This is a genomic window from Bradyrhizobium sp. STM 3562, from assembly GCF_045571435.1.
Classification (GTDB): Bacteria; Pseudomonadota; Alphaproteobacteria; order Rhizobiales; family Xanthobacteraceae; genus Bradyrhizobium.
In genome coordinates this window covers 947184-973618 of the sequence record NZ_CP120694.1, presented here as the reverse complement: position 1 = coordinate 973618, position 26435 = coordinate 947184, and the positions used below count along the sequence as shown (strand labels likewise).

The 26435-nt window shown below is 64.4% G+C and carries 30 protein-coding genes; 13 read left to right on the top strand and 17 right to left on the bottom strand.

What is annotated here, in order from left to right; all coding sequences use genetic code 11:
• Positions 1-34: 34 nt before the first annotated feature.
• The 4 genes from P6U23_RS04575 (at position 35) to P6U23_RS04560 (ending at position 2764) form a co-directional block, all read left to right on the top strand.
• On the top strand, positions 35-646 hold the full coding sequence (locus P6U23_RS04575; protein WP_407178402.1) for a GNAT family N-acetyltransferase: 612 nt from the start codon (positions 35-37) through the stop codon (positions 644-646).
• Between the two features lie 10 nt (positions 647-656).
• Positions 657-830 (top strand): hypothetical protein, encoded by a 174-nt coding sequence (locus tag P6U23_RS04570; protein WP_407178401.1) that lies wholly within the window; start codon positions 657-659, stop codon positions 828-830.
• Positions 831-903: 73 nt separating this feature from the next.
• Complete coding sequence (locus P6U23_RS04565; protein WP_407178400.1) at positions 904-1293, top strand: RidA family protein; 390 nt, start codon at positions 904-906, stop codon at positions 1291-1293.
• A 40-nt stretch (positions 1294-1333) separates the two neighbouring features.
• On the top strand, positions 1334-2764 hold the full coding sequence (locus P6U23_RS04560; RefSeq protein ID WP_407178399.1) for a homospermidine synthase: 1431 nt from the start codon (positions 1334-1336) through the stop codon (positions 2762-2764).
• A gap of 115 nt (positions 2765-2879) precedes the next feature.
• On the opposite strand, the gene P6U23_RS04555 is transcribed toward P6U23_RS04560, so the two are convergent.
• From P6U23_RS04555 to P6U23_RS04515, 9 genes are all read right to left on the bottom strand, one after another.
• Positions 2880-3620, bottom strand: a complete 741-nt coding sequence (locus P6U23_RS04555; protein WP_407178398.1) for an acetoacetate decarboxylase — start codon at positions 3618-3620, stop codon at positions 2880-2882.
• A gap of 301 nt (positions 3621-3921) precedes the next feature.
• The gene (locus tag P6U23_RS04550) at positions 3922-4275 is read right to left on the bottom strand and encodes a hypothetical protein (protein WP_407178397.1); all 354 of its coding nucleotides are present in this window, start codon (positions 4273-4275) and stop codon (positions 3922-3924) included.
• A 178-nt stretch (positions 4276-4453) separates the two neighbouring features.
• Positions 4454-5458 carry a WD40 repeat domain-containing protein gene (locus P6U23_RS04545; protein WP_407178396.1) on the bottom strand — a complete coding sequence of 335 codons (1005 nt, stop codon included), beginning with the start codon at positions 5456-5458 and terminating at the stop codon, positions 4454-4456.
• On the bottom strand, positions 5458-6519 hold the full coding sequence (locus P6U23_RS04540) for a CobW family GTP-binding protein (protein ID WP_407178395.1): 1062 nt from the start codon (positions 6517-6519) through the stop codon (positions 5458-5460). Before P6U23_RS04540 ends, P6U23_RS04545 begins: the two co-directional genes overlap by 1 nt.
• A gap of 73 nt (positions 6520-6592) precedes the next feature.
• Positions 6593-7468 carry a metal ABC transporter substrate-binding protein gene (locus tag P6U23_RS04535; protein ID WP_407178394.1) on the bottom strand — a complete coding sequence of 292 codons (876 nt, stop codon included), beginning with the start codon at positions 7466-7468 and terminating at the stop codon, positions 6593-6595.
• Positions 7468-8292 (bottom strand): metal ABC transporter permease, encoded by an 825-nt coding sequence (locus tag P6U23_RS04530; protein WP_407181323.1) that lies wholly within the window; start codon positions 8290-8292, stop codon positions 7468-7470. Before P6U23_RS04530 ends, P6U23_RS04535 begins: the two co-directional genes overlap by 1 nt.
• A gap of 49 nt (positions 8293-8341) precedes the next feature.
• Positions 8342-9097, bottom strand: coding sequence for a metal ABC transporter ATP-binding protein (locus tag P6U23_RS04525; RefSeq protein WP_407178393.1), 756 nt, complete (start codon positions 9095-9097; stop codon positions 8342-8344).
• Positions 9098-9099: 2 nt separating this feature from the next.
• Entirely contained in the window at positions 9100-9297 is a 198-nt protein-coding gene (locus tag P6U23_RS04520; protein WP_407178392.1) for a hypothetical protein, read from the bottom strand.
• A 263-nt stretch (positions 9298-9560) separates the two neighbouring features.
• Positions 9561-10157, bottom strand: a complete 597-nt coding sequence (locus tag P6U23_RS04515) for a superoxide dismutase (protein WP_407178391.1) — start codon at positions 10155-10157, stop codon at positions 9561-9563.
• A 227-nt stretch (positions 10158-10384) separates the two neighbouring features.
• Between P6U23_RS04515 and P6U23_RS04510 the strand changes: the two genes are divergently transcribed.
• A complete protein-coding gene (locus tag P6U23_RS04510; protein WP_407178390.1) occupies positions 10385-10912 on the top strand; it encodes a GNAT family N-acetyltransferase in 528 nt (175 codons plus the stop codon).
• 161 nt (positions 10913-11073) lie between these two features.
• Entirely contained in the window at positions 11074-11511 is a 438-nt protein-coding gene (locus P6U23_RS04505) for a DUF2147 domain-containing protein (protein ID WP_407178389.1), read from the top strand.
• Between the two features lie 89 nt (positions 11512-11600).
• Here the strand turns inward: P6U23_RS04505 and P6U23_RS04500 are convergent, their stop codons facing one another.
• Positions 11601-12746, bottom strand: a complete 1146-nt coding sequence (locus tag P6U23_RS04500; protein ID WP_407178388.1) for a DUF3095 domain-containing protein — start codon at positions 12744-12746, stop codon at positions 11601-11603.
• 205 nt (positions 12747-12951) lie between these two features.
• Between P6U23_RS04500 and P6U23_RS04495 the strand changes: the two genes are divergently transcribed.
• Complete coding sequence (locus tag P6U23_RS04495; RefSeq protein ID WP_407178387.1) at positions 12952-13758, top strand: RMD1 family protein; 807 nt, start codon at positions 12952-12954, stop codon at positions 13756-13758.
• A 114-nt stretch (positions 13759-13872) separates the two neighbouring features.
• On the opposite strand, the gene P6U23_RS04490 is transcribed toward P6U23_RS04495, so the two are convergent.
• On the bottom strand, positions 13873-14589 hold the full coding sequence (locus tag P6U23_RS04490; protein WP_407178386.1) for an MgtC/SapB family protein: 717 nt from the start codon (positions 14587-14589) through the stop codon (positions 13873-13875).
• A gap of 154 nt (positions 14590-14743) precedes the next feature.
• Between P6U23_RS04490 and P6U23_RS04485 the strand changes: the two genes are divergently transcribed.
• A complete protein-coding gene (locus P6U23_RS04485) occupies positions 14744-15121 on the top strand; it encodes a hypothetical protein (RefSeq protein ID WP_407178385.1) in 378 nt (125 codons plus the stop codon).
• A gap of 13 nt (positions 15122-15134) precedes the next feature.
• On the opposite strand, the gene P6U23_RS04480 is transcribed toward P6U23_RS04485, so the two are convergent.
• Complete coding sequence (locus P6U23_RS04480) at positions 15135-15362, bottom strand: hypothetical protein (RefSeq protein WP_407178384.1); 228 nt, start codon at positions 15360-15362, stop codon at positions 15135-15137.
• Between the two features lie 336 nt (positions 15363-15698).
• On the bottom strand, positions 15699-16358 hold the full coding sequence (locus P6U23_RS04475; protein WP_407178383.1) for a GntR family transcriptional regulator: 660 nt from the start codon (positions 16356-16358) through the stop codon (positions 15699-15701).
• 125 nt (positions 16359-16483) lie between these two features.
• Here P6U23_RS04475 and P6U23_RS04470 point away from each other — a divergent pair, with 125 nt between their 5' ends.
• From P6U23_RS04470 to P6U23_RS04450, 5 genes are all read left to right on the top strand, one after another.
• Positions 16484-17755, top strand: a complete 1272-nt coding sequence (locus P6U23_RS04470) for a CaiB/BaiF CoA transferase family protein (RefSeq protein ID WP_407178382.1) — start codon at positions 16484-16486, stop codon at positions 17753-17755.
• A 46-nt stretch (positions 17756-17801) separates the two neighbouring features.
• Complete coding sequence (locus P6U23_RS04465; protein ID WP_407178381.1) at positions 17802-18794, top strand: Bug family tripartite tricarboxylate transporter substrate binding protein; 993 nt, start codon at positions 17802-17804, stop codon at positions 18792-18794.
• Between the two features lie 68 nt (positions 18795-18862).
• The gene (locus P6U23_RS04460) at positions 18863-19312 is read left to right on the top strand and encodes a tripartite tricarboxylate transporter TctB family protein (RefSeq protein ID WP_407178380.1); all 450 of its coding nucleotides are present in this window, start codon (positions 18863-18865) and stop codon (positions 19310-19312) included.
• Between the two features lie 11 nt (positions 19313-19323).
• Entirely contained in the window at positions 19324-20850 is a 1527-nt protein-coding gene (locus P6U23_RS04455) for a tripartite tricarboxylate transporter permease (RefSeq protein WP_407178379.1), read from the top strand.
• Positions 20847-21896: a 4-hydroxythreonine-4-phosphate dehydrogenase PdxA gene (locus tag P6U23_RS04450; RefSeq protein WP_407178378.1), complete on the top strand. Its 1050-nt coding sequence runs from the start codon at positions 20847-20849 to the stop codon at positions 21894-21896. The genes P6U23_RS04455 and P6U23_RS04450 overlap by 4 nt, the downstream gene beginning before the upstream one ends.
• Here the strand turns inward: P6U23_RS04450 and P6U23_RS04445 are convergent, their stop codons facing one another.
• The 4 genes from P6U23_RS04445 to P6U23_RS04430 form a co-directional block, all read right to left on the bottom strand.
• Complete coding sequence (locus P6U23_RS04445) at positions 21897-22622, bottom strand: SDR family NAD(P)-dependent oxidoreductase (RefSeq protein ID WP_407178377.1); 726 nt, start codon at positions 22620-22622, stop codon at positions 21897-21899.
• Complete coding sequence (locus P6U23_RS04440; protein ID WP_407178376.1) at positions 22615-24000, bottom strand: class I adenylate-forming enzyme family protein; 1386 nt, start codon at positions 23998-24000, stop codon at positions 22615-22617. Before P6U23_RS04440 ends, P6U23_RS04445 begins: the two co-directional genes overlap by 8 nt.
• Positions 23987-24232, bottom strand: a complete 246-nt coding sequence (locus tag P6U23_RS04435) for an acyl carrier protein (protein ID WP_407181322.1) — start codon at positions 24230-24232, stop codon at positions 23987-23989. Before P6U23_RS04435 ends, P6U23_RS04440 begins: the two co-directional genes overlap by 14 nt.
• A 147-nt stretch (positions 24233-24379) precedes the next feature.
• Positions 24380-26194, bottom strand: coding sequence for a long-chain-acyl-CoA synthetase (locus tag P6U23_RS04430; RefSeq protein ID WP_407178375.1), 1815 nt, complete (start codon positions 26192-26194; stop codon positions 24380-24382).
• Between the last annotated feature and the right edge of the window lie 241 nt (positions 26195-26435).

Sequence of the window (26435 nt, the reverse complement as noted above, 5' to 3'; positions counted from 1 at the left end):
TTGCGCACGCGAACCAAGCGGGGACTGACGTGCCATGACCGACTTGCGGAACACCCCCGTTGCCCTCCCCTCGCAAGGCGCTTCGTTCGCGATCCGTGCGGAGCGTGCTTCCGACATCGTTGCGCGTGAAGCGCTGCTGGATGCCTGCTTTGGCGAAGACCGCCATACGCGCACCTGTCAGCGCCTGCGCGACGGACGGGCGCCTGCCGACGGCCTTGCCCTCTCGGCGGTGCGCGAGGGCAAGCTTGTGGGGACCGTGCGGTTGTGGCACGTCAGCGCCGGGGGAGTCCCGGCGCTCGTTCTCGGCCCGCTTGCGGTGGATCCTGATTGCCGCAAGCTTGGTGTCGGGGCCGCGCTGATGGCCCGCGCGCTTGCGGCGGCTCGTGCGCGCGGCCATCGCGCGGTCATCCTGCTGGGCGATGAGCCCTATTACGCCCGCTTCGGCTTCTCGACCGCGAAGACCGCCGAACTCATGCTGCCCGGCGCCTTCGAACGCGAGCGCCTGCTCGGCCTCGAATTACGAGAAGGTGCGCTGGACGGTGCCTGGGGCATGATCGTGCCAACCGGCGCAGCGGCCAAAGCCAGGATCAAGGCCGGGGCGGCCCGCGCGAAGAAGGCCGCGCGGCTGGTCCCGCACGCGGCCTGAGGTCCCGACCATGGCATTCGCAAACCGGCCAACGCCGCGCCGGGTCGAACCCTCGTTCGCGCGCAGCATCATCACCACGATCGTCGTGGTGATGGTGGCGGTCATGATCGTCAGGGACATTCTGGTCCGCCGCTGGGGCGGCGAAAGAGGCCCCCAGTCCGACGTGACACAGCGTTCGCACTGAGATAGCCAAGCCTTTTATTGGATCGCGCCGGCCCCGCTGGCCGCCAGGGAACCCCAGCAAGCGGAGGTATTTAATGTCACGCCGTCTGATTTCGACCGGCTCCCCGTTTGAAAAGACCGCCGGCTACAGTCGCGCGGTGGTCGACGGCGATTTCTGCTTTGTGGCCGGCACCACCGGCTACGACTACGCCACCATGACCATGCCTGCCGATGTCACAAGCCAGTCACGCAACTGCTTCAAGACCATCGAAGCCGCCTTGAAAGAAGCGGGCTTTTCGATGGGCGACATCGTCCGCGCGACTTACTACCTCACCGACGTCAAGGACGCCGATGCCCATTTCGCGGTCTGCGGCGAGTACTTGGGCGAAATCCGACCGGCCGCGACGCTGCTCGTGGTCGCCGCGCTTCTCAAGCCCGAGATGAAAGTCGAGATCGAAGTCACGGCCAAGCGCCGCTCCAACTGACCTGCCCTTCGCAAGCACATTTTCGGAGAAACGAAAGCCCATGAGCCCACCCCAGCAGATCCACGCCAAGATTTCCGGCCCCATCGTCATGATCGGCTTCGGCTCGATCGGCAAAGGCACGCTGCCCCTGATCGAACGGCATTTCGATTACGACAAGTCCCGCTTCGTCATCATCGATCCGCATGAGGACGGCGAGCTCGCCAAAAAGCATGGCGTGCGCTTCATCAAGCAGGCGGTGACCCGCGACAATTATCGCGAGTTCCTGGTGCCGCTGCTCACCGAAGGCGGCGGTCAGGGCTTTTGCGTGAACCTCTCGGTCGACACGTCCTCAGTCGATATCATGACACTGTGCCGGGAGATCGGCGCGCTCTATATCGACACCGTCGTCGAGCCCTGGGCCGGCTTCTATTTCGACAAGAGCATGGGCGTGGAAAAGCGCTCCAACTACGCGCTGCGCGAGACGCTGCTGGAGGCGCGCCGCAAGAGCCCGGGCGGTGTGACCGCGGTCTCCACCTGCGGCGCCAATCCCGGCATGGTGTCCTGGTTCGTGAAGCAGGCGCTGCTCGACATCGCGCGCGACACCGGCGTCGAGCTCACCGAGCCGAAGAGCCGCGAAGGCTGGGGCCTGCTTGCGCAAAAGCTCGGAGTGAAGGGCATCCATATCGCCGAGCGCGACACCCAGCGTTCCAAGAAGCCGAAGCCGATGAATGTGTTCGTCAACACCTGGTCGGTGGAAGGCTTCGTCTCCGAGGGCCTGCAGCCGGCCGAGCTCGGCTGGGGCACGCATGAGACGTGGATGCCGGAGAACGGCGCCACTCATGCCTATGGCTGTGGGGCGGCCATCTACCTGCAGCAGCCCGGCGCCAACACCCGCGTGCGCTCCTGGTGCCCGACCCCCGGCGCGCAATATGGCTTTCTGGTCACCCACAACGAGTCGATCTCGATCGCGGACTACTTCACGGTGCGCGACGGACAGAAGGTGGTGTACCGGCCGACCTGCCACTACGCCTATCACCCCGCGAACGATGCGGTGCTGTCGCTGCACGAGATTTTCGGCGCCGCCGGCAAGATGCAGCCGAAGTGGCACATCCTGGACGAGAACGAGATCGAGGACGGCATCGACGAGCTCGGCGTGCTGCTCTACGGCCATGCCAAGAACGCCTATTGGTACGGCTCGCAGCTCTCGATCGAGGAGACGCGCCGCATCGCGCCCTACCAGAACGCCACCGGCCTGCAGGTTTCTTCCGCCGTGCTCGCCGGCATGGTGTGGGCGCTCGAAAACCCGAACGCCGGCATCGTCGAGGCGGACGAGATGGATTTCCACCGCTGCCTGCAGATCCAGCGGCCCTATCTCGGCCCGGTGAAAGGTTTTTACACCGACTGGACGCCGCTGACCGACCGGCCCGGCCTGTTCCCGGAGGACATCGACGGCAGCGACCCCTGGCAGTTCCGGAACGTGCTGGTGCGTTGACCCCGAAGGTGTCATCCCGGGATGCGCGCCAAAGGCGCGCAGACCCGGGATCTCGAGGTTTGGGGCACGAGATTCCGGGTTCGGCGCTTTCGCACCGCCCCGGAATGACCGCGCGCTACTTCGCGAGATAATCGAACGCGACAGTCCCAAGTCCGAGCGTCAGGTCCGCCTTGAAATGCAGCGCCGAGACGACCTCGCGCACCGGCAGCCGCGCGACGTCGGCCAGCGCGTGCGGAAACAGGCCGAGCGCGGCGGGACCGGTCCAGGCCTCCTTCAACGTGATCTCCTCGAGATAATAGCGCGCGAGTTCGCAGACCCGCGCAGTGCCGTCGACGTGGGGAATGATCTTCAAAATGAAGTTCGGCACCCTCATCCCCTTCAGCACCGTCTCGTGGTCGACGGGGCGGTGCTTGTAGCCCATGGTGCCTGAGGCGCAGAGCACCGAGCCGTAATGCAGCGTGCCGACCAGCACGTCGCTCTCCACCTCGATCTTGGGCCGCGCCAGCTTTTTCGGAAAACCCCAGAGCTCGCGTCCGCCGGCGATCGGGCCCTCGTCGTCCAGATACATCGAGTGGACATAGACGCCCTCCTCGCCCTTGAAGCGCACCGGGATCACCTGCCCGGTCTCGGTGTAGTCGCCGAAACCGGTGGAGTCGGGCATGCGGATGAACTCGTAATTGACCAGCGACTTTGCGACCTCGAGCGGCTCCGGCACCACCGCTTGGAGCGCTTCCGCGTCGGTGCGATAGGTGATGACGAAATATTCCCGGTTGAAGAAGCGATAGGGCCCCGGCGGAAACGACGGGTTGGTGAGCGGCATGGAATAGGCGCTGCGCCTGATGTCCTCGATCTTCATGAGCTTACCCCTGTCAATCGCGATGCGCGGATTATGAATGGGTCGCGCACGACTGGCGAGGTCGTAAAGGAGGCAGCCGACGACGGAATCTGGCGCGGATGTCGTACCCGCGTCATAAATGTGACGCTGTTCTGGGTGCGTCCACACGCTCCTCCATCATCATCCGCGAAAGCGGACGATCCAGTATTCCAGAGAGACCAATGAACCGAGAGAACACGGCGTACTGGATCGCCCGGTCAAGCCGGGCGATGACATCGAACTTGTGACGGGTCTTCTGACGTCGCGCGCGAGAGGGATGTCCCTACTTCGCCTTCTCTGACGGATTGATCGGCGGCGCCACCTTCTCCGCCGGCGCGGGCGGCAGCACGGGCTTGGCGCCTTCCTTCTGGGCCTGCGCATCGGGGCGCGCGGGCTCGGGCGCCGGTGTCGTGGGCCGTGTGCCGCCGGGCTTTGGCTCGGCCGGCTTGCTGCTCTGCTCAGGCGCGGGCGTACCTTGCAGCGGCGGCGTGCCCGGCGTGCTCTCGGCGAACTGTTGCGGGCCGCGCGCCACGATTTCAGCAAGCGAGAGGCCCGACATCACCACGCCCGCCGCAACCAGGGCCGCGGCAAGGGCCAGATGTCGGTTGATCTCGCGTTTCCGCTCGTCTGTTGGCATCGCGCTCGACCTGCAAGAGGATCCGGCGAGATCAACGACCGGTGGAGGCCAATGTTCCGCGCTGAAACTGGACGGAACCTAAAGCGCGATGACATGGGGTTGAAGCGTCATTGCGCTTTAGCTCTTTGAGCGAGCATGATCTTTTCGGAAAACCGCTACACGCTTTTCCAGATCATGATCAGAGCTCCAGCATGCCGCCATTCCCCTCTTCGTCGGCGAAGGCGAGCCACGTGCCCTTTGCGTTCCATGCGAGCGCCGAGACGGCCGGCGCGCCGTTCCGGCGCACCAGGATTTCCGCGCCGTCGTCCAGCCGCACCATCAGGATGGTGCCGTCGCTGTAGCCGGCCGCAAGCACGCCATCCCTTGGATGACAGGCGACGGCGGCGACCCGCGCCTGCAGGGGCGCGAGCATCGCGGGCCCCTTGCCCATCGGGCCGTCCTTGCCGGCGAACGGCCACACGATGACGGTGTCGGCGCCCGAGGTCGCCAGGAGCTTGCCGTCCGCGCTCCACGACATCGATTTGACGCGCGCCGGATAGCCGGTCATGCGCATGTGGCGGTTGTCCGACAGGCGCCAGCCATGCAGCGCCGGCTCATGCATCGCGGTGACCAGAAACTTGTTGTCCGGACTGAAGGTGACGGCAAGATGCGATCCCGCCCAGGCCAGGAATTCCGGTGTCGCCGCCATGTTGGGAAACCACAGCGTCGCGCCGCCGTAATGGGCGATCGCGAGCCGAAGCCCCTTCGGCGCGAAGGCGAGCCCGCCGACGGTGGAGGGCACCTCCAACGATTTCTCTTCGCCCTTGGGGCTGCGAATGAACGCCGTCTTGCCCGCCGACCAGGCGATCGTGCCGTCGGCATGCAGCGCGACATTGTCGATCCAGCGCCGCTTGGGATCGGTCGCCAGCGTTACGACCTCGCCCTTGGCATCGAGAGCAACCACCTTGCCGTCATCGCCGCCCATGACGATGCGCTCGCCGTCGGAAGCGGCGCTCAGGATGCCGCCGCCATGGACCGCGACCTTGGCGATCTCGCCCTGCCGGTCCACCAGCGCGACATTCTCCTCGCCGCACACGAACGCCGCGCGGTCGCCGAGAAAATGGAGCGATGCGACAGGCGCGCCGATCGCGACCGGGCGGACCCGCTCGGTGACCGACGCGATGGAGGCCTGGTCCGCGCTCATCACGAGGCGATGCAGGCTTCGAAGCCTTCGCGAATGGCCTTTTCCGGCAATTCACGACCAATGAAGACGAGGCGGCTCTCGCGCGTCTCGCCCTCGTTCCACTTCCGCTGGTGATCGCCTTCCAGCATCATGTGCACGCCCTGGAAGACGTAGCGGTCGTCATCGCCCTTGAACGAAAGGATGCCCTTCGAGCGCAGGATCTTCTGCCCCTCGAGCTGAACCAGGTTCTGCAGCCAGGGCATGAACACCGTCGGATCGAGCGGCTTGTCGGTGCGAAGCGATAAGGATTGCATCTCCTCGTCGTGATAGTGCTTCAGGCCATGATCGTGATCGTGGTGGTGATGATGGTGATCATGGCCGTCATGGTGGTGATGATCATGGTCGTGATCATGATCATGCTCGTCGGCCTCCAGGAAATCCGGCTCGATGTCGAGGATGCGGTCGAGATCGAAGGCACCGCGCTCCAGCACATCCGACAGCGCGACCTTGCAGCGCTCGGTGCGGTGCAATTTCGCGTAAGGATTGATGCCGCGGATGCGCGCCTCGACTTCGGCGAGCTCAGGCCTGGTCACGAGGTCGGTCTTGTTGAGCACGATCACGTCGGCAAAGGCGATCTGGTTCTTGGCCTCGGGCGCATCCTTCAACCGGTCGGACAGCCATTTGGCGTCGGCCACTGTAACCACCGCGTCCAGCCGTGCGTTGCTCTGCACGTCCTCATCGACGAAGAAGGTCTGCGCCACCGGCGCCGGATCGGCAAGGCCCGTGGTCTCGACGATGATGGCGTCGAACTTGCCGCGGCGCTTCATCAAGCCGCTCATGATGCGCACGAGATCGCCGCGCACGGTGCAGCAGATGCAGCCATTGTTCATCTCGAACACTTCCTCATCGGCGCCGATGATGAGGTCGTTGTCGATGCCGATCTCGCCGAATTCGTTGACGATGACGGCGTATTTCTTGCCGTGGTTTTCCGACAGGATGCGGTTGAGCAGCGTGGTCTTGCCGGCGCCGAGATAGCCGGTCAGCACGGTCACGGGGATCTTTTCTGACGTCGTTTCAGACATACTTGCGAAAACCTCAGAGTGTCCTAGGGAACTGGCATTGCGGCGCCGCCGGCGGCAGGGAGGCCCCCGCCCCTCAAGGGGCAAGCGCGCTGGTCAGGGCCTTTATATTGTGCCTGACCAGGGCAATGTAAGTGGGAACAGGGCCGTTTTCATCGGTCAAACTGTCGGAATAGAGGGTCCCGCCGATCTTGGCCCCGGTCTCCTGCGAGATCCGCCGCATCAGCCGGTCGTCACTGATATTCTCCAGGAAGACGGCCGGGATTTGATCCTTTTTAACCTGGGCGATGATGGTGGCGATATCGCGCGCGCTCGGCTCGGATTCAGTGGAGACGCCGAGCGGCGCGATGAACGCGATGCCGTAATCCCTCGAGAAGTAGGCGAAGGCGTCATGGGTGGAGATCACCTTGCGCCGCTCGGGCGGGATCTTGTCGATTGCCGCGCGCACCTCGCGGTCGAGCCCGTCGAGCTCGGCCAGATAGGCCTGCGCATGCGTGCGAAAATAATCGGCGTCCGCGGCGTCAGCCTCGACCAGCGCATCGCGGATGTTTTCGACATAGGTCTTGGCGTTTTGGACGGATTGCCAGGCATGCGGATCGACTTGCGAGCCCAGCTTGAGCGGGCTGATGTCCTCGGTCGCCGTGACGGTAGCCGCCTTGCTGCCGGACGATTGCAAGAGCCGCGGCAGCCAACCCTCCAGGCCGAGCCCGTTGACGATGACGAGCCGCGCATCGGCGACCTTCCTCGCATCGGTCGGCGCCGGCGTATAGACATGGACATCGCCATTGGCGCCGACCAGTGTCGCCACGTCGACGCGGTCGCCGCCGACATTGCGGACGAAGTCGGCGAGGATCGAGAAGCTCGCCACGACCTTGAGGCGGTCTTGCGCGCGCAATGGCGCTGCGCTGAGCGCAACCACCATCGCCATCAACCAAATGCATAAACGCCGCATCACGCCTCCAAATGACGGCCGGGAAACAGTTGCCGCAGCAGCCCGCCGACAGGGCCGAACAGCACCGAGGCAACATAGAGCCCCGCGGCCACCAGAATGATCGCCGGCCCCGACGGCAGCCGGGTCTGAAACGACAGCACCAGCCCGGCATAGCCTGATATCAGCGCGCTGATAACCGCGATACAGATCAGGCCGGTAATATCGCGCGCCCAGAACCGCGCGATGCCCGCGGGCAAAATCATCAGGCCGACCGCAAGCAGGGTGCCGAGCGCCTGGAAGCCGTTGACGAGATTGATGACCACCAGCGCCAGAAACAGCAGATGCGCCGGCGCGCCGGCCCGGCTCACCGTCCGCAGGAACAGAGGATCGACGCTCTCGATCACCAGGGGACGATAGATCACCGCGAGCACGATCAGCGTGATCGTTGCATTGGCCGCGATCACCAGCAGCGTCTGGTCGTCCATCGCGAGGATGTTGCCGAACAGCACGTGCAACAGATCGATATTGGAGCCCTTGATGGAAACGATGCTGACGCCGAGCGCGAGCGAAGCGAGATAGAAGGTCGCAAGCGAGGCGTCCTCCTTGAGCCCGGTCGTCCGCGACACCAGCCCGGCGAGGATCGCGACCGTAAAGCCGGCGATCAGCCCGCCCGTGGTCATCGCGAACAGATTGAGGCCGGACAGCAGAAAGCCGATCGCGGCTCCAGGGAGGATCGCATGCGCCATGGCGTCGCCGACCAGGCTCATCCGCCGCAGCATCAGGAACACGCCGATGGGGGCGCCGGCAAGCGACAGCGCAATGATCGCCGCAAGCGCGCGGCGCATGAACTCGAACTCGGTAAACGGCGCGACCAGCGCGGCATAAACCGACACGTCAGGCCGCCCGCGGCTGTGAATCGGCGGCGCAGGCGGCCGCGCGTTCGTCGAAGGCTTCGCACATGTGCCGCGCCTGCAGCAGGTTTTCGGCCGTCAGCACCTCTGAGGTCGCGCCCCAGGCGACAGGCTCGCGCGCGAGCAAGAGCGTTTGCGGAAAATGCGCCCGCACCAGATCCATATCGTGGAGCGCCGCGATCACCGTGCGTCCCTCGCCATGCCAGCGCTTGCACAGCGCAAGCAGATCGGCCGAGGTCCTGGCATCGACGGCATTGAAGGGCTCGTCCAGCACGATCAGCGCCGAATCCTGCAACAGCACACGTGCGAACAGCATGCGCTGCATCTGCCCGCCGGAGAGCGTGCCGATGGTGCGGTTCTCGAAACCGTTAAGACCGACGGCCGCGAGCGCCTGCGCGATTTTCCCGCGCCCGCCCTTGCCGATGCCGCTGAAAAAGCCGGTGACGCGCCACAGCCCGGTGCCCACGAAATCGAACACCGAAATCGGAAAGCTGCGGTCGATTTCCGCGACCTGCGGCAAATAGGCGATGTCACGCGCATGAAGGCCGGACAGCGAGATCGAACCCGACAGCGGCTTGAGGACGCCGACAACCCCACGAAACAGCGTCGACTTGCCGGCCCCATTGGGGCCGACCACCGCAAGCAGCGCGCCCGAGCCGACCTCACCAGTGAGATGGTGCACCGCCGGGTGGCGGTCATAGCCGAGCGTGACGTCGCGGAAGGTCAGCAGCGCCGGCATGCTCACCTCATCGCCATCCAGACCACCGCCCACAGGGCGGCAATGAGGACCAACGCCGCGGCAAGCCGCGCGGGCACAGCCATGCGCAGGATCGACCAGGGCGCCGCCTGCGCAGGATGCGGCAATGCCGGCCCATGGGCGTGGGCATGCATATGCCCGTGATCATGCCGGTGGCTGTGGAACTCGTCGGCGGGAACCATTCGGTAATGTTATATTATAACACCACCCCTGTCCATCACGATCCCGTTTCCGTTAAGGAATCACGGCCTTGGCAAACGCCGAGCGATGCAGGCCCGCGAGAGCATCCAGATAAAAGCGGGGCCGGTTGATGCCGAGCCCAGCCCGTCATTCCGGGGCGCCTCCAACGGGTCCGCGCGACGCGCGGCCCGATGACAGCCTCCGAGGCGAGCCCGGAATCTCGAGATTCTCAGATGCATCGCCCCGGAATGACGAAGACCAATGATCAAGCCTTCCCGAACAATTCGTCGACGTAGTCCCAGTTCACGAGGTGATCCAGGAACGCCTTGAGATAGTCCGGCCGGCGGTTGCGATAGTCGATGTAGTAGGAGTGCTCCCAGACGTCGCAGCCGAGGATCGGGGTCGCGCCATGCACCAGCGGATTCTCGCCGTTGGGTGTCTTGGAGATTTCGAGCTTGCCGTTCTTGACCTGCAGCCAGCACCAGCCGGAGCCGAATTGGGCAACGCCGGCGGCGGCGAAGTCGGTCTTGAACTTCTCGAACCCGCCGAGGTCCTCGTTGATCTTCTTTTCGAGGCGACCGGGCAATTTGCTACCGCCGCCACTCGGCTTCATCCATTTCCAGAAATGGATGTGGTTGAAATGCTGACCAGCATTGTTGAAGACGGCAGCGTTCTTGCCGTACGAGCCTTTCACGATCTCTTCGAGGGATTTGCCTTCGAATTCGGTCCCCTTGATCGCGTTGTTGCCGTTGGTGACATAGGCCTGATGATGCTTGTCGTGGTGGTACTCCAGCGTTTCCTTCGACATGTGGGGCCCAAGGGCGTCATAGGCATAAGGCAGAGGGGGAAGCGTAAAGGTCATGGGTGATGTCCAACATAGTGGGGGACTGGTTCTAACGGGACCTCTTATAGAAGGTTCCAGCGGGGTAAAACACCGCAATTTCGAACATCCCAAATTCGAAAATCGCGGGCGGGCGTGGCTCGCCGCCCTCGAACAAATTGACGGTATGTCGGATAATTGTCTGTCGGACGAAGAGTGGCAGCCGGTCCAATCCCGCAGGCCGCTCCTCGCCAGGATTTGCACGCCATATGAGCATCGAAATCGATATTGTGAATGGGGACGCCTCGTGGAAGGACGCCAAGCCGCTGTTCGAAGCAGTGTGGCCGCCGCACGTCGTTGCGACGCTGCCCTGGGCAGGCATTGCCTTCGCCCATGCCGAGCTTCGGGTATTGGTCAGAGATGAATTGGACGACGTCATCTGCCATGTCGGCATCCATCGTCGCGACGTGACCTGGAATGGGCGCAAGCTGCGCGCCGGCGGTATCGGCGGGGTCTTGACCCGGGAAGACCAGCGCGGCCGCGGCTATGCGACGATCGCGCTGAACGCGGCGATCCGTACCCTGAAGGACGAAGCCTCCACAGATTTCGCGCTGCTGTTTTGCGAGCCGAAGAACGTGCCGTTCTACGCGGCGCGCGGCTGGACGCCGTTTGAGGGCGAGATCTTTGCCGAGCAGCCAAGCGGGCGGATTCGTTTCACCGCGATCGCGCCGTACGTCTACGATCTCCGCCGCAAGCTTCGGCAGGGCACGATCGATCTTTGCGGGCTGCCCTGGTGAGACGGACCGAACACAATGCATGCCAGCAATGCTGGGGCAAAAGATCGCAGGGCAACGAGCGCCTGACGTCACGGCGCTGACGCTCATCGCTGCGCAGACGAACCCATTGCACGAATCCAATTTGTTGCTATTCAGTCCTGCTTTTTTCAGGGGGAGTTTCCATGATTTGCAGAGCGGCCGTCATCGGCATGGTTTTCGCGGGCCTCTTCTCCGCCGAGGCCGCTCAGGCGCAGGCACTCGAGCCAAGCGGGGTCTGGCTGACGCAGGCAGGCGACGCCAAGGTGCGGGTCAGCAAATGCGGCGAAGGACTCTGCGGCGTCATCGTCTGGCTGCGTGAGCCCGTCGATTCCACGACCGGAAAACCTGCCACCGACAGCAAGAATCCCAATCCCTCGCTCGCCAAGCGTCCGATGATCGGGCTGCCGCTGTTCTCCGGAATGGAGCCGTCCGGTCCCAATCGCTGGGCCGGCCAGATCTACAATGCCGATGACGGCAATATGTATGCGAGCCATGTCTCCCTGACAGGGCCCGATTCGCTAAGCGTCGAAGGCTGCGTCGGCGCGCTCTGCGGCGGCGAGACCTGGACCCGCGCGCGCTGAACGAAACCAATCCTCGAGACAACCGAATCGACAGCACGCGCGCGCAACCTCCGGCGTCGCAATGACGGGCTGGGTTGAAAGGCTCGGCCTCACATCGCCTTCAGCGCCGTCGCCGCGGACGCATAGCCGCCACGCGCGCCATCGATGAAATGCACATGGTCGCTGCGCGCGGCCTTGTGCGTGAAGCAGGTCATCATGGCCGCATCCTGCCGATGCAGGCCGTAACGCACGATGCCTTCCGCCGCCGCCGCGGCCAGGCTCTGCGTCAGAGCGACTGCCAGTTCTTCCGTGCAATCGATGACCATGCGCAGCCCGTCGTCATATTTGCGGAAGTCGGAATTTTCCACCACCTGCTGCAGATAGAGCTTCGGCACGAAGCCGCCGATCTTGAGGCCGAATCGCATCACGGCGTAGACGAACAGCGTACGCGCAAGAGCGAGCGCACGCCGCTTCGCAAGCGAGCCGCCGCGCCAGGCGCGTGCCTCGTACTCAAGGCCCGCCGGTGGCCAGCGCAGCGCCGGGCCGTCCGCCGGTACCGGCCGTCCCGCCTGAGGACTGCGATGAACGGCCTTAAGTACATCCTCGATCACCTTGCGGAAGGCGGCCGGATCGGCGGCGCGCGCCGGCACGACCAGCACGGACAGAATGAGACCGTGCGAGGTCGGAATTTCTTCGAAACGGCATGACAGGCCCGACAGGTCGGGGTGGCTGCCGGGCGCTGCAGGCGTCACGGCAAACTCGCCACGCTTCATCGCCGCTTCCGCGAAAGCGAGCCCGCCGCCGGAAAACATCGCATAGGACAGATTCGGCGACGGCCCGAACCGGGCGACACGCACATCGAGTCCCAAGCCGCGGATGGCGCTGAGCGGGACCAGCGCGATGCGCATCTGAAGGCCAAGGTCCTCCTTCACCCACGTCGCTGTCGCAGCCAGCGCCTGCCGCGCGAGCGGCAGATCGTCCGGCGCCACGGCAAAGCTTGCGCCATCGCCGCCGAACACGAAGGGGAATTCGCGGCCCTCCAGCGCGTTGGTCACCGCCGCGATCACGGCGGCGCCCGCCATGTTCACCGCCTTGTAGCGCTTGGCCGCAATCGCCTGGGTCGAATTGACGATATCGGCAACGCCAACCGTCCAGTCGTCAGGCAACGGCGAATACAGGGACGGCTCCATCAGCCGCTCAAAGCCGCGAAACACTGGAATAGCGCCATAGAAGCTGTCGCTGCCGCCTGGGGTCATGGGATTGGCGCAATGCTGGGGCACGATTGCCGGCAGATACGTGCGGGTCCTGAATTGGTTTCAGTCAAGTGCAGTGGCTTGGGGCGAAATCCGCCGCATCAAACGACGCGCCGCCCTCTCGATCACCTCCATTTACCATTGCTATAATTGAAAGGAAGATAGCGGGCGACACGTTGTTCAGTTCTCGATCCCTTCGGCGAGGCTCATGGCAGATTCCGTTTCCACCGCTCCCACCACGGACCAGGTCTCGGCGCACGCGCTGCAGATCGGCGATCGCATCAATACCGCCGGTTTCGAGGGACAACTTCTGTCCACCGCGCCCTTGGCCGTGCGGGTCGGCTCGAATGGCTTTGCCGTGGTGTTTCGCTATGGCGTCGTGGTGTTCGTCGGATTGACCGCCGATCAGGAAGCGGAGTTTCTGGGCAAGCTGGAAACGCGCACCTTCGGCAAGATCGCGCCGTATGAAGACGAGTGGGCGAAAATTCAGGTGGCCAAGGAGGGCGACGAGCCAATTCCCGTCGGCGGTCCGATCCTGGTGCGGGAATTGTCGGTGGAGCGGCTGCTGGTGGTTGCCGATGCGCTGGCCAAGAGCGTCGTGCTGGCGCGCGACGAAAGGCAGGTCGCCAACGTGTTCGACACCATCGAGCCCTTTGCCCGCGAGCTCGGGGGGGAGGGACGCACGTCACGCAACCGTACCGCCCTGCTCAAGCTTCTGGGCAACGCCCTTCTCGTCCAGCACCGGCTCTCCGGCCGCGTCGCCGTGAGCGACAAGCCCGACGTGCTGTGGGATCGTCCTGATCTCGAACGCCTCTATGCGCGGCTGGAGGACGAATATGAGCTCAGCGAGCGCGCCGAGACCATGAATCGCAAGCTCGAGGTGATCGCCGATACCGCGACCACGCTCTCCGACATCATCGACACCAAGCGCGCGCTGCGGTTGGAAATCATCGTCGTGTTTCTGATTGCGTTCGAGATCCTGATCACGTTCTACGAGATCTACACGCGGCATTGACCGCCCCGGCGCGCGTCATTGCGAGAAGCAAAAGCGACCAAGCAATCCAGACTGCCGCCGCGGCGAGATTCTGGATTGCTTCGCTTGCGCTCGCAATGACGGGCCTCAGGCGCCCTACTCCATCGCGCTCACATTCCAGGTCGCGTGGCTGACGCCCGCTATCCTTGAAAGATCGGCGATGATGGCGTCGAGCTCGTCCGGCTCGGCCGCGAGGGTGGCCAGCTCGGCGGCCACCTCGACATTGTCATCGGAGCGATACACGACCTTGGTTTCCCTGATCGGATAGCTTGCGGCCTCCAGCCTTTCGCCCAGTGCTTCCCGTATCTCGGCCGCGCGCTCGGCATTGGTCGTCACAATGATTTCATAATTGGCTTCCGACGACTTTTCATGCAGCGGGATGCGATCGATCGCGTTCACCAGCGGCCGCAGCAGCGTGTTGCCGGCCAGCACGAAAACCGTGAGCGCGGCGGACTGCGCCAGCATGTCCGCACCCGCAAAAGCCCCCACGGCGGCGCAGGCCCACAAGGTCGCCGCCGTGTTAAGACCGCGAATGTTGGCGCCTTCCTTCATGATCGCGCCGGCGCCCAGGAATCCGATGCCGGAGACGACGTAGGCGATCACCCGCACGCTGCCCTCGGCGCCGGTCAGGCGATTGCCAAGATCGACAAAGGCGGCGGCGCCGACGCAGACAAGCACGTTGGTCCGCAGCCCGGCGCTCCTCTGCCGGTACTGGCGCTCGGCGCCGATCAGCGTACCGAATACGAAGGCGCCCAGCAGGCTCACCAGGGTGTCGAAAAAATCGTAAAGCTGAAAGGTCTTGATGAATTGCACCCGCCACCTCGATCGGCCCGCTTCCCGCGCGCTTGCGCATAATATGGTTGGCTCGGCACGACAAGATCGCGCGCCGCCTTTGATCAGCGTCAAATGCGGCGGGCGTGAAAGCACATACCGTGGACACGAAGGGAGACCGGCGCCTCGCCGTCGGATGTCGGGTGTGGCCAAATCAAGCAAGAGCAAGACCGATACAAGTCATGCGGTGCGCGCGGGCCGCGACGCCACCAGCGCGGTCAGATTATCCCAAAGGCTCACCGCGGCGATCGACGCCTGGGCGGAGGCCCACCAGACCGTGCGCTCGGAAGCCATCCGTCAATTGGTGGAGCTGGGGCTGAAGGTGGCGCCGGTTGCGGGGTACGGTCCACACCGCAACTCCCGTGAGATCGAGGCGTTTGCGGTCAAGCAAATCACCGAGCTTCTGGATCCCTCGCTGCCGCCGGAGGAACGCGAGCGACGCATCCGCAGGCTGATCGACGGGCCGCCGGAGTTTTGCCGCGAACGTGTCGACCTGCCGAAGCACGGGACATGAATTTCGGTAACATTCAGGCGTGCAAGCGCCGCGCGACGTCTTGCTTCTTCTGCCCCGGTTCGTGAACGCCGATCAGCCGCAAGAACCCTTGCGGATGCATGTCATGGCTGTGCGCAGCCATGGTGCCCTGTTGCGTCATCGGGCCGCATTGGGGTCCGGAATTGGCGAGCGCAGGTTTCTTCTGCTGACGTTCGGCGGGCGCCGAGCCCATGTACGACGAACCTGAACGCGAAGTGACCATGGTCAGCTCCCTTCGTCAGAAAGGGCAGATCGATTGACGTAAGGCTGGAACCGATCTCGTGATTGACCATAGCACCAAATGCGCGGGGGATGAATTGATTCCAATCAGCCGAAGATCCTCTCAGGCGCAGCGCGCGTGCAGCGAACCGACGCGAGCCAACCGCGATGTGCGGGAGTAAGGCATCCCTAGTGTTGTGACTCTGACAATCCATTCCGTCATTGCCGGGCAGCCCGCAGGACTGAACCCGGAATCCAGAAGTTGTGGCGCGAGATTCAGGCTTCTCGGTTCGCGAGCCCCGGAATGACACCGAGTGAATCAGATGTCAGAGACACAGCACTAGCGATCAATCCCGTTCATCCGGCCGTCCTCGGCAAAGCCGGCCCGAATGACCTCCTCGCGCTTGTGACGAAGATGCGTATGCAGGATGTGGGCGAGCCCGAATCCATCGCGCCGCTTCAGCGTGTTGAGAATGGCGTCGTGCTCCTGCATCGCCAGCGCCCAGCGCTCCGGCGTCATCGGCGTGACATAGCGCGCGCGGCGGATGCGCGCGGTCACCGACTCATAGAGCCCCGATAGCACCGGATTGTCCGCGGCCGCGACGATCGCTTCGTGGATGAAACGGTTGCAGCGATAATAGCCCGCGAGGTCGCCCTCGCGATGATGTCGCGCCATCTCGATATGGGCGGCTTCGATCGCGGCGACCTGCACATCGCCGATGCGTTCGCAGGCGAGTTCACCGGCGAGCGCCTCCAGACCCTGGCAGACTTCGAACAAATCGCGCAGGTCCTTATCCGTGAGCTTTGCCGCGCGCGCGCCGCGGTTGGGCAGGAGCTGCACCAAGCCGTCGACCGCCAGCACCTTCAGCGCCTCCCGCAGCGGCGTGCGCGAGATCTGCAGCCTCTCGCAGAGCTCGCGCTCGGGAATGCGCGCCCCCGGCGGAATCTCTCCCTCGAGCAGCATCGCGCGGATGGCGCCGACGACCTCAGTGTGCAGCATGGTGCCTTTAGCCAATTTTGCATTCAAAATAGCTGACATTAGCCAAAATATCGAGGGTTCAGGCTTGATAAATTGCGATTTTGCATTCAAAATTTCCAAAACAAGAAGAGAGGCGCCTTAGCAAGATGAACAAGCCGATGTCCGCCGCGGAGACCCAGCCGCGCGCCGCCGGGCCGCTCGCCGGCCTCAAGGTGATCGATCTCACCCATGTGATGGCGGGGCCAACCTGCACGCTGATGCTCGCCGACATGGGCGCGGAGGTCATCAAGATCGAGAAATGGCCGAACGGCGACGACACGCGCCATTCCGTGCCGCCGAAGATCGGCGAGGAGGCCGCCTCCTTCCTGATGATGAACCGCAACAAGCGCGGCATTGTGCTCGATCTCAAGACCGACGGCGGCAAGACGATTTTGCGGCGGCTGATCGCCGGCGCCGACGTGCTGGTGGAGAATTTCGCGCCCGGCGCCATGGAGCGGCTCGGCTTCGGCTACGACGCCTTGCACAAGGATTTTCCCGCGCTGATCTATTGCTCGCTGTCGGGCTTTGGCCGCACCGGCCCGTACAAGCATCGCCGCGGCTTCGATCTCGTCGCGCAGGCGATGAGCGGCATCATGAGCTTTACCGGCGAACGGCCGGACGGCCCGCCGGTCAAATGCGGTCCGCCGCTGTCGGACATCACCGCCGGCCTGCTCGCGGCCATGGGCATTCTCGCGGCCTATGCGCATCGCTTGAAGACCGGCGAGGGACAATGGGTCGAGACATCCCTGTTCGAAGCGGCGCTGGTGCAGACCTATTGGCAATCGACCATCGCGCTCGCCACTGATACCGCGCCGCGCGCGATGGGCTCGGCCCATCCGCTCAATGCGCCCTACCAGGCATTCGAGGCCTCGGACGGCTGGCTGGTTGTCGGCGGCGCCAACAAGAAGAACTGGCTGCTGATGCTGGATGCGCTCGGCGCGCCGGAGCTCGCCGCCGACCCGCGCTTCGTCAACGGCTCCGACCGCATGGCCAATCTGAAAGAGCTGGAGGCGGAGCTGAGCCGGCGTTTTCGTAAGCAGACGCGCGACCATTGGCTCGCCGCCCTGGAAGAAAAAGGCGTGCCCTGCGGCCCCGTCAACGACATGCTGCAGGCGCTTTCCGACCCGCAGACGCTGGCGCGCGACATGGTGGTGGAGGTCGATCATTCGACGCTCGGGCCGGTCAAAACCATTGGCCTGCCGGTGAAATTCTCGGAGACACCAGGCAAGGTCCGCAGCGGCGCCCCCGTTTACGGCGAGCACACCCGCGAGGTCTTGCGCGAATACGGCTTCGACCACGCGCAGATCGAGGCCTTCGAACGGGAGGGCGCCGTGTTCGCCGCGGAAGACGTTCCCAAAGCAGGTCAACAGGTCGCATGACGTAAGATCGGCGACCAACCAACAAAAACAAAAGCTGGAGGAAACCATGAAGATCACATCAGGATTCTTGCTGTCCGCGGGTACGTGCGTGCTTGTCGGCGCGATGCCGGCGCAGGCCGCGTGGCAGCCGCAGAAGCCGATCGAGTTCGTCGCCACCGCCGGGCCCGGTGGCGGCACCGACAATCTCGCCCGCGCGGTGCAGAGCATCGTCACCAAATACAAGCTGACCGATCAGCCGGTCGTCGTCGTCAACAAGGGCGGCGGCAGCGGCGCGGAAGGTTATGTCTACGGCAAGGCCTCCGCCGGCGACCCCTACAAGGTGATCTTCGGCACATCCAATGCCTGGCAGCAGCCGCTGGTCTCAAAGGTCGCGTTCAACTACACCGATCTCACGCCGGTCGCGGCGATGGCGCAGGATGAGTTCCTGCTGTGGGTGAAGCAGGACGCGCCCTACAAGACCGTCGGCGATTACCTGAAGGCGGCCGCCTCGGGCGCTTTCAAAATGGGCGGCGCGCAGTCGAAGGACACCGACGAGGTGCTGACGCGGATGATCGAGAAGGTCGGCCACGTCAAGCTCACCTACATCCCTTTCAAGAGCGGCGCGGAGGCTGCCGTGCAGCTCGCGGGCGGCCATATCGATTCCCATGTCAACAATCCCAGCGAAAGCGTCGGCCAATGGCGCGGCGGCACCCAGCGTCCGCTTTGCGCCTTCAGTCCGAAACGGCTGCCGGAGGGAGCGAAGGTCACGGCGAGCGAAGGCTGGAGCGATGTGCCGACCTGCGTCGAGCAGGGCCTTGCGATCCCGCAATATGAGCAGCCGCGCACCGTGTGGCTGCCCGGCAAGATCACGAGCGAACAGGCTACATACTATGTCGAGCTCATGAAGAAGGTGCAGGCGACGCCGGAATGGAAGGACTACATCGAGAAGACTTCGCAGGTGAACACGTTCCTCACCGGGGAAGCCTTCGACGCTTTCATCAAGCAGGATCTCGAACACGTGAAGCAGGTCGCCGCCGAGCAGGGCTGGCTGGTCAAGTGACCTAACCGCGCGGCCTCGCGCGCGCCCTTTCCCACACTGCATCGGTGACCATCATGATATCGCGGCGCATGCTTGAAGTGTTGACGGCGGTGCTGACCGGAAGCTTCGGGCTTGCGGTCATCATCTCCAGCCTCGACAACGGCATCGGCTGGGGCGAGGCCGGCGTCGATCCCGGCACCTTTCCCTTCCTCACCGGCGTGATCATCCTCGCCGGCAGCCTCTACAATCTTGCGCGCGGCTGGCTCGCCGCAGGCATCGCGGTGTCCCGCGCCGATTTGCGCCGCATCGCGGGACTGTTCGTGCCCGCGGCGATCTTCGTCGGCGCCATTCCGCTGGCCGGGATGTATGTCGCCTCGGCCGGTTACATTTTTGGGGTGCTGGCGCTGCCAAAACACCAATCGCTCGCGCGCTCACTGATCATCGCGGTGGCGACACCGGTCGCGCTCTACATCGTGTTCGAGCGCATGTTCCAAGTGAGTCTGCCGCATGGCGAGCTCGCCGCGGCGCTCGGCTACTAGGAGGCCAGGCGATGGAAAACCTTCAGGCGCTGCTGCACGGCTTTGCCATCGCGCTCAGCGCACAGCATCTGGTGCTGATGGTGGTCGGCGTGCTGCTTGGCATTCTCGTCGGCGTGCTGCCGGGACTTGGCGCGCCGAACGGCGTATCGCTGCTGCTGCCGCTGACCTTCGGCATGCAGCCGGTCTCGGCGATCATCCTGCTCTCCAGCATGTATTGGGGCGCGCTGTTCGGCGGCTCCGTGACCTCGATCCTGTTCAACATTCCCGGTGAGCCGTCCTCGGTCGCCACCACCTTCGACGGCTATCCGATGGCGCGCGAAGGACGGCCGACCACCGCGCTCGCCACCGCCTTCGGCTCGGCCGCGTTCGGCGCGCTGATCGGCGTGATCCTGATCACCTTTCTTGCCTCCTGGGTGGCGCAGGTCGCGCTCGCCTTTGGACCGGCGGAATATTTCGCGGTCTATTTCCTCGCCTTCGCCAGCTTCGTCGGCATGGGCGGCGCGGCGCCGATGAAGACGGTGGTGGCGCTCGCGATCGGCTTTGCCATCGCCGCGATCGGCATAGACACGGTCTCCGGCAGCGTGCGGCTCACCATGGGCGTCGACGAGCTGGTGAAGGGCGTGAGTTTCGTGGTCGCGGTCATGGGCCTGTTCGGCATCGGCGAGCTCCTGATCGCGGTGGAGGAGGAAATTCACGCCCGCGCCGTTTCCTCGAAAATCGATTGGCTGGAGGTGATCCGCGCTGTCGCCCGGCTGCCGAAGCATGCCACCGCGCTGCTGCGCAGCGCCGCGATCGGCTGCTGGATGGGCATCACCCCGGGCGGCCCGACCGCCGCCTCCTTCATGAGCTATGGGATTGCCAAACGCTTCTCGCGCCGTGGCCAGCGCTTCGGCAGCGGCGAGGTCGAAGGCATCATCGCGCCGGAAACCGCCGACCATGCCGCCGGCACCAGCGCGCTGCTGCCGATGCTCTCGCTCGGCATCCCCGGCTCGGCCACCGCCGCCGTCATGATGGGCGGCTTGATGATCTGGGGCCTCAATCCAGGACCGATGCTCTTTGTCGATCAGAAGGACTTCGTCTGGGGCCTGATCGCCTCGATGTATGTCGGCAACATCGTCGCGGTGGCGCTGGTGCTGCTTACCGTGCCCGTCTTCGCGGCATTGATGCGGATTCCCTTCGTCATCATCGCGCCGCTGATCGTGATCATCTGCGCGGTCGGCGCCTATTCGGTCTCGAACTCCTATCTCGACATCGTGCTGATGCTCGGCTTCGGCGTGGTCGGCTATCTCTTCAAGAAGCTCTCTTATCCATTGGCACCGCTGGTGCTCGCGATCGTGATCGGCGACAAGGCCGAGGATGCATTCCGGCAATCCATGCTGATGTCGAAGGGCTCGCTTGAGATCTTCTTCGATAACCGGCTGGTGACGAGCCTTGTCATCGCCGGCATCGCGCTGTTGCTGCTGCCGCTCCTGTTGCAAGTGCTGCGCCTGCTGCGCGGCGACGCCGAGGCGCGGCACGAAAAAGTGAGGGTCATATGAGCCAGGCACGCCACCGTCCCATCATCGCGCTCGCAATGGGCGATCCCGCCGGCATCAGCCCGGAGCTGACGGCAAAGCTGGTGGCGCTCGACGAGGTACGCTCGCAAGCCCGCCTGGTGGTGATCGGCGACCGTCGCGTATTCGACGAAGGCGCGCGGATCGCCGGCATCAAGCCTGAGCTCAAGACGATTGCGCCCGGCACTGAGGTCCACGCCACGGACGACGAGCACCTGTTCATCGATCTGGCCCATCTTGACCCTACACACATCACGCGCGCGGTGGCCAGCGAGGCGGGCGGCGCCTTCGCGCTCGAGAACTACCGCCATGCGCTCACGCTCGCCCGCGACGGTCGCGCCGACGCGGTCTGCTTTACGCCGTTCAACAAGCGCGCGATGCGACTGGCGCGGCCTGTCTATGACGATGAAATCGCCTTTTCGGCCGAGGTCGTCGGCCTCACCTCGCCGGCTAGCGAATTCAACGTGCTGGAGGCGCTTTGGAACGCGCGCGTCACCTCGCATATTGCGCTCAAGGATGTGGCCTCGAGCCTGAGCGTCGGACGCATCCATCGCGCGCTGAAGCTCACCGATGAATGCATGCGCAGCGCCGGCTTTGCGCGACCGCGGATTGCGGTGGCGGGGCTGAACCCGCATGCCGGCGACAGCGGCAATTTCGGGGCCGAGGAGATCGACATCATCGCGCCCGCGGTCTCGACCGCGCGGCACGACGGCATCGCCGCGGAAGGACCGTTTCCGGCCGATACCGTTTTCTTGCGTGCACGCGACGGCGCGTTCGACGCGGTGCTGACGATGTATCACGACCAGGGCCAGATCGCGATGAAGCTGCTAGGCTTCGATCGCGGCGTAACGCTACTCGGTGGCTTTCCGTTTCCGATCTGCACGCCCGCCCACGGCACGGCCTATGACATCGCCGGCCGCGGCATCGCCGCGATCGGAGCGACAAGAGCCGCCGTGTTGCTCGCAGCGGAGATGGCCTGCCGGACACCGCGCTCTCAACCTGTCGCCGTGACTCCCGCGGCGACCGCCTAGTCACGCGGTATTGCCGGCGTCCACCGTCAGCACGGTGCCGGTGATGTTGCGACCGCCGTCGCCGAGCAGATATTCCACCATGGACGCGACGTCGTCGGCCTCGGGCAAGCGGCGCAGCGCGCTGCGGCCGACGATCCGCTTGCGGCCCTCATCGGAAAGGGTCTGCGTCAATTCGGTGTCGATGAAGCCGGGCGCGATCGCGTTCACGGTGATGCCGAGCTTGCCGACCTCTCTTGCCAGGGAGCGCGTGAAGCCGCTGGCCGCCGCTTTGGTCGCGCCATAGACGGAGAGGCCGTTGTAGCCAGTGGATGCGATGATGGAGGAGATGTTGACGATGCGCCCGGCGCCGTCGGCCATCATGTGCCGGACGACGTATTTGGTGAGAACGACCGGCGAGAGGACGTTGAGGCGGATCAGCGCCTCGATTTCGGAATTGTGCATGGTGGCCAAAAGCCCCTCGGTGCCAACTCCCGCATTGTTGACGAGGCCGTAAACCGGGCCGAACTCGTCGCGCAGCGACTTGACGAAGGACTGGATCGCGTTGATCTCGCTGAGGTCGAAGGCCCTGAAGTGAAGGCGGTCTTCGCCGAGCTCGCGGATCGCGGCACGCAGCTCGTCGCCCTCGCGCCGGGCCACCGTGATGACATTGTAGCCGATGGGCGCGAGCCTGCGCGCAATCGCAAGCCCGATGCCGCGGCTGCCGCCGGTGACGAGAACATTACGCATCGGCACGCGCCAGCTTTCCGGCCGGCGTAACGTCGAGCTGCTCGACGAAACGGACCATGGCCGGCACCTTGTGCGCGGGCAGCGCAGCCCGGCAGAGGGCGAGAATTTCCTTGGCGATGGCTTCGCTGCGGCTGGCATCGGTGCCTTCGGAGAGCACGACGTCGGCCACCACGATGGCACCGGTGATGGGGCTCTTGCGTGAGCGCGCGCGCGACATCCGCACGTCGGTGTGCCGGTTGATCACGGCTTCGATCTCTTCAGGATGAACCTTCAAGCCGCCGATATTGATGATGCCGCCACGCCGGCCGACAAAATAGTAGCGGTCGCCGCGCAGCTCCACCATGTCGCCCGTGTCGACAAAGCCGTCCGCGTCGGTCAGCGCCGCGGCGTTCGTGCCGATATAGGCATGCGCGGTCCGCTTGGAGCGAATGCGAAGCGAGCCGTCGACGACCTTCATCTCCACGCCGTCGCGATTCTGCCCGATCAGACCCGCGGGAAAGCCCGCGCGCCCGTCATTCACGGCAAATCCGACACCGGCTTCGGTCGAGGCATAGGCGTGGCCGATGGAAGCGTTCGGAAAAGCCTGGGCCAGGCCATCGAGCACCGCCTGGTCGGCGATCTCGCCGGACAGGCGGACATAGCGCGGGGAGAAGTTCGATGCCACCCCGCTCATCAGGAGCTTGCGCCAATGCGAGGGCGTGCCCGAAATATGCGTGACGCCGCGCGCGGAAAGCCGCGCCACATGATCGGCCAGCGGTTCGCCCGGCTCGGACAGCACCATCGATCCGCCGCCGATCACGGCGCGCAGGAAGATCTGCAAGCCGCCATAGCGGCGGATGTCGTAGAACGTCGCCCACACCGCACCGTCGCCGCGCGCAGGCGCGTCGGTGCCGATCGCGCCGGTCAATCCCTCCAGCGTGTGACCGACGATCTTCGGCACGCCCGAGGTGCCCGAGGTGAGCATCAGCCATTCGGTTGCCCGCTCCGTCCTTGGCTTTGTCTGCGCCCGTTCGGGCAGACACGCGCCGACGATCAGGTAAACCCCAGCATCCGACCAGCGCAGCGGCTGATCGGTGACGATGGCGTCGATACCGGCGTCGTTGATCAGGGCTTGAATGTGATCGTCCTTCAGATCGGGCGGACACAGTAGCAGGCGCCGCGCCACCCCATCGAGCTCGATCATCGCGAGCGCGGCCAACAATTGGCTAGATGTCGAGAGCAACACCGAACGTCCCGACAGCTCGCGCCAGCGGTCGATGAGGCAGGTCTGCTGAAGAATGCCGCTCAAGGACACGCTGTGCCGCGCGTCCGAGATCGTGCGGCCCGGCAATTCGGGGCTCAGATAGTCGCGAAGCGCGAAGAGCTCACGCGGGGACATTTTCGTAGGCCCGCACGAAATCGCCGATCGTCAGCGGGAAGGCCGCATCCTCGGCCAGGGTAAACGGATCGACACCGAGCTCGTCCTCGAGCCTCGCCACCAGGATCGCGAACGCCAGCGAGTCAAAGCCCGTCTCGTGCAGCGACAGATCGTCTTGGAGCGGCGGGAGCGTGACCTTTTGCTCTTCGGCAATCTGCTGCATCGCCGAGAAGATCTTCAACCGTACCGACATCGATTGCCTCGTCTTTTTATTAAATTTGCTGCCCTCCATCATAGGGCGGAAATCTGAACCAACTCCGCCCTTCCGCCGTCTTTCACATCGAGTGGTAAACGTCTTGCTTGCCGCATTGCATAAAATGCCGTGCATTGCCAAACCGGCCTAAAGCCTGATCGCACCTTCCACGATGCGCGCGTACATCGCGCTGTCGATCACCCGGTAATCGCCGCTTGCCGGATCCTTCACGAACAGCGGATCGCGCACGATGGCGGGATCGAATCCCTCGCGGATCAATTGCTGCTTCTTCTGCTTGAAGGTCTCGGTGGCATCGAGCGCGCTCGAAAACCTTACGAAAACAGGCAGCGCGTAAGCCGGCAGCCGGCACGACAGATGGTCGGCGAACGTTCCGAAATCAAAACCGTCGCCGGGCACGATCGCGGCCATGCCTGCGCGGCCATCGGCTCCAGGAACGCTGACGCCGTAGGTCGACGCATCGAGAACGCCCGGACAGTTCCTGATCGCATCGTTGACCTCGCTGGTCGCGACATTCTCGCCTTTCCAGCGGAAGGTATCGCCGACCCGGTCGACGAAATGGAAGTAACCCTGCTCGTCCAGCAGCATCATGTCGCCGGTGCGAAACCAGGCGTCGCCGATCGCGAAGACGTCACGCAGGATCTTGTTCTCGGAAGCGGCGGCATCGGTATAACCCTCGAAGCGGCCGCCGCCCTGATCGGCGCTGCCGATCCGCCCGATCGCCTCGCCTGCTTCGCCGCGGGGGCACGCCATGCAGAGCCCATCCTGGCCACGAAGGGGATCGCCGCTTTCGGCATCGACCTTCACGATCGCGGCCGGAAAGCGATGTGCCAGCAGCGGCGGAATCCGCCCGATGGCGCCGACTTTGCCCTCAACGTTGAACAGCGAGAAATTGCCCTCGGTCGCGGCGTAGAATTCGAGGATCTGCGGGATCGCAAAGCGCGTGGCGAAGGCCTCCCAGATATCGCCGCGCAGCCCATTGCCGATCGCGAGGCGCAGCCGGTGCCTTGTTTCGGCTTCGCTGACCGGCGCCTTCAGAAGATAGCGGCAAAGCTCGCCGATATATTGGAACAGCGTGCAATCAAAACGCAGGATGTCGGCCCAGAAGCTCGTTGCCGAGAACTTCTCCGCCAGCACCACCGAGCCGCCGGCGCTCAGCATGCTGCAGGGCGCAACGATGCCGCCGACCGAGTGGTAGACCGGCAGGCAATTGTAGAGGCGATCATCGATTGAAGCGTCCGTCAGGCCGGCGAACCAGCCGCCCCAGTTCAGGATGCGGCGATGGCTGATATTGGCGGCTTTCGGCAGGCCGGTGGTTCCGGAGGTGTAGATCAGCAGCGCGCGATCCTCGATCGTGACCTCGCCGCGCTCGGCAGATGACAGCGGGTCCGCTGGCATCGCATCCAGCGCGGCGCCCAGATCTGCGCCGTCGGCGGCAGCGCCCAGTGTCCAGACCTTTGGTGCGCGCGCCAGATGCGGACGCGCCGTCTCGAATATATCGAGATAATCGGCGGCGAGAATGACGTGATCGGCGCCGGCAACGTTGATGCAATGAGCGAGCGACGGGCCGACCAACCTGGTGTTGATCAGCGCCACCGCGGCGCCGATCTTGCTGATGCCGAGCCAGCAGGCGACATAATCGGGCGTGGTCGGCATGATCAGGCAGACCGTGCTGCGGTGCCCAAGTCCCTGACCGCGTGCCCAGCGGGCATATTGGCTGATCCGCCCGGCCAGCCGCTGGTAGGTGAAGCTTTCGCGGGGCGAGACCAGGGCCGGCCGCTCCGGCTGCCGCTTGGCCCAGTCCTCCACCACATCGGCAAACAGGCGGTGCGGTTCAGTTTCGATGCGCGAGGTCAACTCGATCGCCTTGAGCCAGGCCTTCGCGGCTGAGGGCTTTCGCGAGTTCCTGCCTTCGGTCGATCGATCGATGACGCCTGCGTTCATGGCCCAAGTTCTGCTTGCCTCGGCCAAGCTATAGACGGCGGGGCTTCAGGAGGTGTTAACTGGGACAGTTGAAGGGCCGCTTGGCCCGCGCCCGATGAAGGGCGCTCTCGCAAGCCAGCCGACGATAGGACGAAGGTCGAATGCATCCGCCCCGCCTTTCCGTTCGCGCAAGCGCCCGAGGAATGGTTAGCTGGCCCCAACGGGCGGGTCAGGAATCGCGGATTCTTTGAACCCGCCCGAC

Coding starts and splice junctions, on each gene's coding strand:
- P6U23_RS04560 (WP_407178399.1), top strand. CDS start 1,334: ATGAGCCCACCCCAGCAGATCCACGCCAAGATTTCCGGCCCCATCGTC.
- P6U23_RS04565 (WP_407178400.1), top strand. CDS start 904: ATGTCACGCCGTCTGATTTCGACCGGCTCCCCGTTTGAAAAGACCGCC.
- P6U23_RS04465 (WP_407178381.1), top strand. CDS start 17,802: ATGAAGATCACATCAGGATTCTTGCTGTCCGCGGGTACGTGCGTGCTT.
- P6U23_RS04570 (WP_407178401.1), top strand. CDS start 657: ATGGCATTCGCAAACCGGCCAACGCCGCGCCGGGTCGAACCCTCGTTC.
- P6U23_RS04480 (WP_407178384.1), bottom strand. CDS start 15,362: ATGGTCACTTCGCGTTCAGGTTCGTCGTACATGGGCTCGGCGCCCGCC.
- P6U23_RS04515 (WP_407178391.1), bottom strand. CDS start 10,157: ATGACCTTTACGCTTCCCCCTCTGCCTTATGCCTATGACGCCCTTGGG.
- P6U23_RS04430 (WP_407178375.1), bottom strand. CDS start 26,194: ATGAACGCAGGCGTCATCGATCGATCGACCGAAGGCAGGAACTCGCGA.
- P6U23_RS04445 (WP_407178377.1), bottom strand. CDS start 22,622: ATGCGTAATGTTCTCGTCACCGGCGGCAGCCGCGGCATCGGGCTTGCG.
- P6U23_RS04450 (WP_407178378.1), top strand. CDS start 20,847: ATGAGCCAGGCACGCCACCGTCCCATCATCGCGCTCGCAATGGGCGAT.
- P6U23_RS04510 (WP_407178390.1), top strand. CDS start 10,385: ATGAGCATCGAAATCGATATTGTGAATGGGGACGCCTCGTGGAAGGAC.
- P6U23_RS04505 (WP_407178389.1), top strand. CDS start 11,074: ATGATTTGCAGAGCGGCCGTCATCGGCATGGTTTTCGCGGGCCTCTTC.
- P6U23_RS04575 (WP_407178402.1), top strand. CDS start 35: ATGACCGACTTGCGGAACACCCCCGTTGCCCTCCCCTCGCAAGGCGCT.
- P6U23_RS04470 (WP_407178382.1), top strand. CDS start 16,484: ATGAACAAGCCGATGTCCGCCGCGGAGACCCAGCCGCGCGCCGCCGGG.
- P6U23_RS04550 (WP_407178397.1), bottom strand. CDS start 4,275: ATGCCAACAGACGAGCGGAAACGCGAGATCAACCGACATCTGGCCCTT.
- P6U23_RS04530 (WP_407181323.1), bottom strand. CDS start 8,292: ATGCGCCGCGCGCTTGCGGCGATCATTGCGCTGTCGCTTGCCGGCGCC.
- P6U23_RS04525 (WP_407178393.1), bottom strand. CDS start 9,097: ATGCCGGCGCTGCTGACCTTCCGCGACGTCACGCTCGGCTATGACCGC.
- P6U23_RS04520 (WP_407178392.1), bottom strand. CDS start 9,297: ATGGTTCCCGCCGACGAGTTCCACAGCCACCGGCATGATCACGGGCAT.
- P6U23_RS04485 (WP_407178385.1), top strand. CDS start 14,744: ATGTCGGGTGTGGCCAAATCAAGCAAGAGCAAGACCGATACAAGTCAT.
- P6U23_RS04435 (WP_407181322.1), bottom strand. CDS start 24,232: ATGTCGGTACGGTTGAAGATCTTCTCGGCGATGCAGCAGATTGCCGAA.
- P6U23_RS04495 (WP_407178387.1), top strand. CDS start 12,952: ATGGCAGATTCCGTTTCCACCGCTCCCACCACGGACCAGGTCTCGGCG.
- P6U23_RS04500 (WP_407178388.1), bottom strand. CDS start 12,746: ATGACCCCAGGCGGCAGCGACAGCTTCTATGGCGCTATTCCAGTGTTT.
- P6U23_RS04455 (WP_407178379.1), top strand. CDS start 19,324: ATGGAAAACCTTCAGGCGCTGCTGCACGGCTTTGCCATCGCGCTCAGC.
- P6U23_RS04475 (WP_407178383.1), bottom strand. CDS start 16,358: ATGCTGCACACTGAGGTCGTCGGCGCCATCCGCGCGATGCTGCTCGAG.
- P6U23_RS04545 (WP_407178396.1), bottom strand. CDS start 5,458: ATGAGCGCGGACCAGGCCTCCATCGCGTCGGTCACCGAGCGGGTCCGC.
- P6U23_RS04535 (WP_407178394.1), bottom strand. CDS start 7,468: ATGCGGCGTTTATGCATTTGGTTGATGGCGATGGTGGTTGCGCTCAGC.
- P6U23_RS04460 (WP_407178380.1), top strand. CDS start 18,863: ATGCTTGAAGTGTTGACGGCGGTGCTGACCGGAAGCTTCGGGCTTGCG.
- P6U23_RS04440 (WP_407178376.1), bottom strand. CDS start 24,000: ATGTCCCCGCGTGAGCTCTTCGCGCTTCGCGACTATCTGAGCCCCGAA.
- P6U23_RS04555 (WP_407178398.1), bottom strand. CDS start 3,620: ATGAAGATCGAGGACATCAGGCGCAGCGCCTATTCCATGCCGCTCACC.
- P6U23_RS04540 (WP_407178395.1), bottom strand. CDS start 6,519: ATGTCTGAAACGACGTCAGAAAAGATCCCCGTGACCGTGCTGACCGGC.